The organism is Megasphaera sp. DJF_B143 (assembly GCF_900320625.1).
Taxonomy (GTDB): Bacteria; Bacillota; Negativicutes; order Veillonellales; family Megasphaeraceae; genus Megasphaera; species Megasphaera hexanoica.
This window is the reverse complement of record NZ_ONTA01000204.1, coordinates 1-7,225: the sequence shown is the minus strand read 5'-3', so window position 1 is coordinate 7,225 and position 7,225 is coordinate 1. Positions and strand designations below refer to the sequence as shown.

Sequence of the window (7,225 nt, the reverse complement as noted above, 5' to 3'; positions counted from 1 at the left end):
TACCAGCAAAGACCGGGTACCAGATATTGACTCCGACGGCGACGCCCGCCAGATCGACGGTGCCGGCCTGGCCACTGAAAATACTGGAAAAGACTCCGCTGCCAACCTGGGCCATCTGGGTGAGCAATAACGGAAAAAAAAGTGTAAGAAAATGCCGTATCTGGTATATCTGCGGCATATATACAGATACCTCCTTAAAAAAGAATTGATATATAAAACAAGCCCCACGGACCGTGGGGCTTGTTAGCATTACGATTATTTATCCATTTCGTTTACTTTGGCAGCCAGACGGGATTTCTTACGGGCTGCAGTATTTTTATGTAGAACGCCTTTCTGTGCAGCACTGTCGATGACGCTGCTGGCTTTATCAAATGCTTTTTTTACAGCTTCAGCATCACCTGTGGCAATTGCTTCGGTCGTACGGCGGATAGCAGTATGAACGGAAGATTTGACCTGGGAATTTACGGCGTGACGGGCTGCATCTTTTTCCATCGATTTGATGTTGGATTTAATCTGCGGCAATGGGTTCACCTCCTAATTTACAAGAACACTAGAAGAAATTCTATCATAAAACAGAATAAAAATCAATAGAAACTTTGGGGAATTACGCTTTATGTGCCGATCCCAGCACTTCTGTAATTTTATGAGAAACAAGGTCATAGACGTTCTGACGGCCATCTTTCAGATACTGGCGCGGGTCAAAGTGATCCGGATGTTGGGCCATATGGAGACGGACACCGGCTGTCAGAGCCAGGCGGATATCGGAGTCGATGTTGATTTTGCAGACTGCCAGGGAAGCTGCCTTGCGGAGCTGGTCTTCCGGAATACCGATAGCATCAGGGAGATTACCTCCATTTTCGTTAATGATCTTTACATATTCCGGTACGACAGAGGACGCGCCGTGCAGGACAATCGGAAAATCAGGCAGCCGTTTAGCCACTTCTTCGAGAATATCGAAACGCAGTGTCGGCGGTACGAGGACGCCCTGTTCGTTACGGGTGCACTGTTCCGGCGTGAACTTATAGGCGCCATGGCTGGTCCCGATAGCGATAGCCAGGGAATCGACACCAGTGCGGCTTACGAATTCTTCTACTTCTTCCGGACGGGTATAGGAAGCTTCATGGGCGGCTACTTTGACATCATCTTCGATGCCTGCCAGCTGACCCAGTTCGCCTTCGACGACGACGCCATGGGCATGAGCGTATTCGACGACCTGCTTGGTCAGGGCGATGTTATCTTCGAACGAATGCTTCGATCCGTCAATCATGACGGATGTGAACCCGCCATCTATGCAGGATTTGCACGTTTCAAAATCGGCGCCGTGATCTAGATGAAGGGCTACCGTCAGGTCATGGTCTTCAAGAGCTGCTTCTACGAGATGTTTCAGATAACTCGGCTTGGCGTATTTTCTGGCACCGGCCGAGGCCTGAAGGATGATTGGGGATTGAAGGTCTGCTGCCGCGTCGGTAACAGCCTGGACAATTTCCATATTATTGATGTTGAAAGCCCCGATGGCATAATGACCGGCATAGGCTTTTTTGAACATATCTGTAGTTGTAACTAATGGCATAGGAAAATTCCTCCTTTTAATAAAGGTATACGTGTAGATATGGTGGTCCTCAGAGCGGGACCAGATTATGATAATCCCAGCCGGCACAGCAGAACAACTGTTGCATATCTGCCGGCAACGGGGAATTAACCGTAATGAATGTACCACTGACCGGATGAGTGAACTGAATGCGGAATGCATGCAGTGCCTGCCTTGCTATCTTGGTCCGGCTGCCGCCATACAAATCATCGCCGCATAAGGGATGGCCCAGGCTGGCACAATGCACCCGGATCTGGTGGGTGCGCCCTGTATGAAGAGTTACTTGAAGCAGGCTGAAGTCATCTGTGACAGCCAGACACTGAATATCGGTATGGGCCGGTTTGCCATCAGCATCGGTACGGCGCAGTATAATGCTGTCCGGAGCCCGGGAAATGGGCCAGTGTATGGTCAGGCGCCGGGCGGGAAATCTTCCTTCGGCTACGGCCAGATAATACCGGTGATAGTCCAGATGCTGCCGGCTGAAAGCATACTGTATCTGGGGCTGTTTTGCAATCAGGCACAGTCCGGAGGTATTACGGTCCAGGCGGTGCATCGGATGATAAGAACAATTTTGCCCTGTCTTTTGATAGTACCAGGCCAGTGCGTTTGCCAGCGTTCCATCATGAGCCCCTGACGTAGGATGCATCAATAATCCCGCAGGCTTGTTGACAGCTATGATATAATCATCTTCGTAGGCTATTTCAACGGGAATCGGTTCCGGCTGGAAGGGATTGGATTCCGGAAGCTCTACGCGGATGACGTCGCCTGTAGAAACGAAATCACGAGTATCAGCGGCTCTGCCGTTACAGGTACAGATGCCGTTGTGCTTGATTCGCCGCCGCATGGTGGCAGAAACACCGGCATGGCGCAAGGCACCTAGCAGGGATGTTTTCTTTTCCAGTCTGCCTACGATAACTTCAATCATGGCATCTCCTTTATCGGTAAAAGATACATACACATCTATTGTACAAAAGAGAAACCGGGAAATCAACGTAGGATGTTAGCTGCACAGCTATATTGTAACGGAAGAGGCTGATAAAATCAACAGAAAAAATGGGGGATTTTTATCGGTACAAAGAAAAATTACCGGTAGAAAAAGGATTTTGAAGATTTTTATGGAATAGTATATAATGTAAGGTCTGTGAGAAATGTCCTGCCGTCATAGGTGATATGCAAAATCTATACAGATGCCAGGCAGGAATCAGGCTGTATATCTAGAATGTATTACTACACGAATTCTTTAACAGGTGATGTGGCATATGCGTTTTACAAATGAATTTATAGAACAAGTACGGCAGGCCAATGATATCGTCAGTGTTATTTCCGATTATCTGGTTCTCCAGCGCCGGGGACGCAATTTCTGGGCATGCTGTCCGTTCCATAATGAAAAAACGGCTTCGTTCAGTGTCGCTGCTGATAAAGGATTCTATTATTGTTTTGGCTGTCATGCCCACGGAGATGTTTTCAAATTCATCATGATGAAAGAAAACATCTCTTTTAGTGAAGCCGTGGAACGACTGGCTGAACGGGCGCATATCCCGCTGCCGGAAGTCGAAAAATCAGCCGATGACATTGCACGGGATACGCATCGGAACCGCCTGTTTGAAATTAATGAACTGGCCGGCAATTTCTTTCATAACTGTCTGGTGAAGACCCACTACGGCGAACCGGGCCTTGCCTATTTTCATCGCCGCCACCTGAGCGACGACACGATTTATTCGTTTAAGCTGGGATTTGCCCCGGACAGCTGGAATAAACTGACCGATGCCTTTGAAAAAAAGGGAGTGACCGGGCCGGAACTCGTCGAAGTCGGACTGGCCAAAGAAAAAAACGGCCGGTACTACGACGCCTTTCGCAACCGTGTCATGTTTCCCATACGGGATGGCCGGGGACGCATCGTTGGTTTTGGCGGCCGCGTGCTCGATGACAGCCGGCCCAAATACCTGAATTCCCCGGAAACAATGATTTTCAATAAACGCCGCCTGCTCTTTGCTATGGACAAAGCCCACAAGGCGATTTATGAACAAGGAAGAGCTATCCTGGTTGAAGGGTATATGGATGTCATATCGGCTCATAACCGGGGAATCTGCAACGTGGTAGCGTCCCTGGGGACGGCGTTTACCGATGAACAGGCGCGGCTTCTCCAGCGTCAGGCAAAAGAGCTGGTTTTATCGTATGATATGGATGGGGCGGGCAGGCAGGCAACGCTGCGTGCCATGGAAATCGTTCGTAATCTGGGGATGCGCATCCGTGTCGTATCTTTGCCGCAGGGCAAGGATCCTGATGAATATATTAATAGCGCCGGCCCTGACAAATTCCGCGAAGCTGTGGATAATGCGCCCAACGTGCTGGATTACATGCTCATGACGGCACTCCAGCAATCGGATGAAACGACCCTTGAAGGCAAAGCTGCCATCACGGCGACACTTCTTCCCGTATTGGCGCAAGTCAGCAACCGCGTCGTCCTGGAAGCCTTTTTAAAAAAAATGGCAGCCCGCATTCAGATCGATGAAAACGCAATCCGCAGTGAGTTTAACAAATACGTGGCAGCTCATCCGGAAGCAGGACAGCAGCAGGTCACTATTTCCCATTCCGTTTCGCAGGAAAATGCTGCAGCCCGGGGCGGTGGCCCCAATGCGGTTTCAGAGGAAAATATCCTGCGTTTTCTCATGGATCATCCCCAATCCTGTACCCGTATCCGGGAAAAGATCATCCCGGGATTTTTTGCCAATACTGTGCGGCGCCGTATTTATGAAAAAATATTGGCAGCTGCTGATGCACAGGGAATGTACACTACGAGTGACATCCAGAATAATCTGACTCCTGAGGAGGCCGAAGAACTTGCAAGAATCATGGTACTGCAAGATGTTCCCGTAGACGAAGCTGTTTTACTCGATTATGTAAAACGGTTCCGCCTGGCGGAATTGCAGAAAAAGTATAAAGAATACAGCGCCCGGGCAGCCGCCTACGGACAGAGTAATGATCCCCGTCTCGTAGATGCGCTGGCGGCGTGTAAACAGATTTTAGAAGAAATGAAACATTGGTCCTGACGGAGAAAGAAAGGAGCTAGTACTTTATGGCAAATATAAAGGATGAAAATAAGGCAGTCAAAAAAAAGACAAAGAAAACGACACGGGGCAGCAAACGTGCGAAAAAAACGGATGCGCCCCAACTGAGCGAAAAAGAACGGCAGGAACTGACGCTGCAGCATATCCAGCAGCTGATTAAGACGGGACAGAAAAAGGGGAGCCTGACCTATACAGAAATCATGAATGTGATGGAAGAAGATGATCTGACTCCCGATCAGATTGACAAGATGTATGAGGTGTTTGCTGACAAAGGCATCGATATTATCGGTGAAGATGACCAGATGACCATGGATGATGATCTCGATGACGATGATACGGAAAAGGTCCCGGAAATCCATATGGATCTGAGCATTCCCGAAGGCATCAATATTGATGATCCGGTCCGCATGTATCTCAAAGAAATCGGCCGTGTCCCTCTGTTGTCAGCAGAAGAAGAAATCACTCTGGCTAAGACTATTGAACGGGGCAATTCCCCCGATGCGACGGAAGAAGAAATCAAAGCGGGAAGCGTTGCCAAGAAAAAACTGACGGACGCCAATCTGCGCCTCGTTGTCAGTATTGCCAAACGCTATGTCGGCCGGGGCATGCTGTTCCTGGACCTGATACAGGAAGGCAATCTGGGTCTGTTGAAGGCTGTTGATAAATTTGATTATAGTAAAGGCTATAAATTCAGTACTTATGCTACGTGGTGGATCCGGCAGGCCATTACCCGGGCTATTGCTGACCAGGCCCGTACTATCCGTATCCCTGTACACATGGTAGAAACAATCAATAAACTGATTCGCATCTCCCGTCAGCTTCTGCAGGATAAAGGCCGGGAACCACTGCCGGAAGAAATCGCGGAAAAAATGGATATTTCTGTCGAACGGGTACGGGAAATCATGAAGATTGCCCAGGAACCGGTATCTTTGGAAACACCAATCGGGGAAGAAGAAGATTCTCATCTGGGTGATTTCATCGAAGACCAGGAAGCAGTAGCTCCTGATGATGCGGCTTCCTTTATTCTGCTGAAAGAACAGATAGAAGACGTCTTCTCCTGTCTGACAGACCGGGAACGGAAAGTACTCTATCTGCGCTTTGGACTGAAAGACGGCCGTCCCCGTACATTGGAAGAAGTAGGGCAGCATTTTAATGTCACCCGTGAACGTATCCGCCAGATTGAAGGAAAGGCCCTGAGCAAACTCCGGAATTGGGGTAAGCGGGAAAAAATTAAAGACTTTCTCTGATTGGCAGATAATACGCTGTATACAATTATATGACCCGTCAGATGGGATAGAAAAAACCATGGAATTGTAATCTGATGATTACGTTTCCATGGTTTTTTCATGTCTGAATATGCTATGCCAGTCTGTGATTAATCTTTAAAGTAGGGCTTGAAAACAGAACGGGTGGGTTCTTTGTGTTCTTTTTTACGCGGTTTAAAAACACGGCGGGCCGTATCACCCGTATCTTTTTTACGATTGTCCCGGTTCCCTTTGGAATGAAAATGACGCTGGCCGTCATGCTGCTTTCCTGAGTGCTGGCTGTGGTCACGGCGACGGTTATTTCCCCGGCCAGATCCCTGCCGGCGGCTGGTCCTGACGCGCAGCGGTGCTTCTTCCGTGATTTTGACTGGTGTCGTATCCGGTTCTTTAGTCAAAAGTTTGATGGCGGCGGCGACGAGAGCCGTGCTGTCATAATTGCTGAGCAATTCTTCCGCATTTTCCTTATAGGTTCCATATTCTCCGGATTCGACAGCACCGACCAGATTGCGGATAGCCGTCTGTTGGGCTCCTTCCAGTGCTTCCGATAATGTAGGTGCCTTACGGCGCTGGATGCGGCGTTTGATGAGCCGTTCAATCGTACGCAGATGTTCGATTTCTCTGGGGATGACGAACGTCGTTGCTTCGCCGCTCTGGCCGGCACGACCCGTACGCCCTACGCGATGGACATAGCTTTCCGGATCCTGGGGCAGATCGTAGTTAAATACATGCGTAACACCGCTGATATCAAGGCCGCGGGCAGCCACGTCGGTAGCGACGAGGATATCAATCGTGCGTTCCCTGAACTGGCGGATGACCGTATCGCGTTTGGCCTGTGTCAGATCGCCGTGTATGCCTTCTGCCGAGTAACCGCGTTTCTTCAGTGCTTCCGATACTTCATCGACGCGGCGTTTGGTGCGGACGAAGATAATAGCCAGATCCGGTTCTTGTAAATCGAGGAGGCGGCAGAGAATATCGAATTTCTGACGGTCCGGCACTTCAATGTAGGACTGTTCGATTAAGTCGATGGTTACTTCTTTGGCTTTCATGCGGATAATCTTGGGATCGTGTAGGAAGTTTTCTGCCAGTTCCTGAATCGGTTTGGGCATAGTCGCCGAAAAGAGCAGTGTCTGCCGCGTTTCCGGTGTCGCTCCCATGATGAGATTGATATCATCAATAAATCCCATATCCAGCATTTCATCGGCTTCGTCCAGGACAATCGTACTGATATGACTGAGCTGGATAGTGCCTCTCTTCATATGGTCGATGAGCCGCCCCGGTGTGGCGACGATGATTTGAGGACATTT

General features: G+C 49.3%; 6 protein-coding genes and 1 pseudogene. 2 read left to right on the top strand and 5 right to left on the bottom strand.

The features are described 5' to 3' along the window. From DBO31_RS09510 to DBO31_RS06250, 4 genes and pseudogenes are all read right to left on the bottom strand, one after another. Positions 1 to 178 (bottom strand): annotated as a pseudogene (locus DBO31_RS09510) (MATE family efflux transporter); the annotation flags it as partial. 77 nt (positions 179 to 255) lie between these two features. Next, the gene (rpsT, locus tag DBO31_RS06260; protein ID WP_059077359.1) at positions 256 to 522 is read right to left on the bottom strand and encodes a 30S ribosomal protein S20; all 267 of its coding nucleotides are present in this window, start codon (positions 520 to 522) and stop codon (positions 256 to 258) included. An 82-nt stretch (positions 523 to 604) separates the two neighbouring features. Further along, positions 605 to 1,570 (bottom strand): class II fructose-1,6-bisphosphate aldolase, encoded by a 966-nt coding sequence (gene fba / locus DBO31_RS06255; RefSeq protein WP_059077358.1) that lies wholly within the window; start codon positions 1,568 to 1,570, stop codon positions 605 to 607. Positions 1,571 to 1,619: 49 nt separating this feature from the next. After that, the gene (locus tag DBO31_RS06250; RefSeq protein ID WP_059077357.1) at positions 1,620 to 2,513 is read right to left on the bottom strand and encodes an RluA family pseudouridine synthase; all 894 of its coding nucleotides are present in this window, start codon (positions 2,511 to 2,513) and stop codon (positions 1,620 to 1,622) included. A 334-nt stretch (positions 2,514 to 2,847) separates the two neighbouring features. On the opposite strand from DBO31_RS06250, the gene dnaG reads away from it, so the two are divergent. Next, positions 2,848 to 4,638, top strand: a complete 1,791-nt coding sequence (gene dnaG, locus DBO31_RS06245; RefSeq protein WP_150824715.1) for a DNA primase — start codon at positions 2,848 to 2,850, stop codon at positions 4,636 to 4,638. A gap of 26 nt (positions 4,639 to 4,664) precedes the next feature. Beyond that, entirely contained in the window at positions 4,665 to 5,903 is a 1,239-nt protein-coding gene (gene rpoD, locus DBO31_RS06240; RefSeq protein WP_150824714.1) for an RNA polymerase sigma factor RpoD, read from the top strand. 128 nt (positions 5,904 to 6,031) lie between these two features. Here the strand turns inward: rpoD and DBO31_RS06235 are convergent. Continuing rightward, a partial coding sequence (locus DBO31_RS06235; protein WP_150824713.1) for a DEAD/DEAH box helicase occupies positions 6,032 to 7,225 on the bottom strand: 1,194 nt, incomplete at its 5' end.